Below are 653 nucleotides of genomic sequence, written 5' to 3'. Positions count from 1 at the left end.
GGGCGTGTACGCCGCGGCGCCGAGCAGCTTGAACGCGTCGAGCAGCAGCGAGCCGAGCAGCGTGGCGAAGACCTCCATCAGCGGCCAGCGGGCGCCGTCGGGGAAGACCGCGGTGAGCGTGTCGCCGGTGCGTTCGACCAGCACGGCGGTGGCCGGGACCAGGCGGTCCACGTCGGCGCCGTGCGCGGTGTCGATGCCGAGCTGGCGGTCCGCCGGGCCGGTCAGCGCGTACGTGGTGCGGGTGGTGCGGCGGGGGAAGCTGTCCGGCCACAGCACCCGCAGCCGGACCGGGCCCAGGTCGGCGTCGAGGTCGGCGCGCAGCGCCGCCGGGTCGGGGTGGAACGGGCTGAGCACCGCGCTGTCGAACGCGACCGACGCCGGGTGCAGCTCGCCGAGCACGAGCAGGAAGTCGCCGCGTTCGACGGCCTCCGGCGAGGCGGCGCACAGCTGCACGTCCGGGTTGTGCAGCCGGGCCGACGGCCAGCCGGGTCGGGTCGCCGGGAACAGTTCCCGGACCCGGTCGGTCAGGTCCGCGGCGCGCAGCCGCAGCTCCGGCTGCCCCTCGGGCAGGTCGGCCAGGCCGAACAGCTCGGCCCAGCGTGCGGTGAGCGTGGCGCCGGCCCGGCCGATCGGGCCGTCCGGGGAGACGAGCG

Annotated in this window: 1 pseudogene; it reads right to left on the bottom strand. The window is 77.0% G+C overall.

Annotation, left to right across the window (positions count from 1 at the left end):
• Positions 1-653 (bottom strand): annotated as a pseudogene (locus tag KBX39_RS32510) (lantibiotic dehydratase family protein); the annotation flags it as partial.

Origin of the sequence: Micromonospora sp. D75 (genome assembly GCF_018070405.1) — a bacterium.
Taxonomy (GTDB): Bacteria; Actinomycetota; Actinomycetes; order Mycobacteriales; family Micromonosporaceae; genus Micromonospora; species Micromonospora chalcea.
This window is presented reverse-complemented; position numbering and strand designations above follow the sequence as displayed.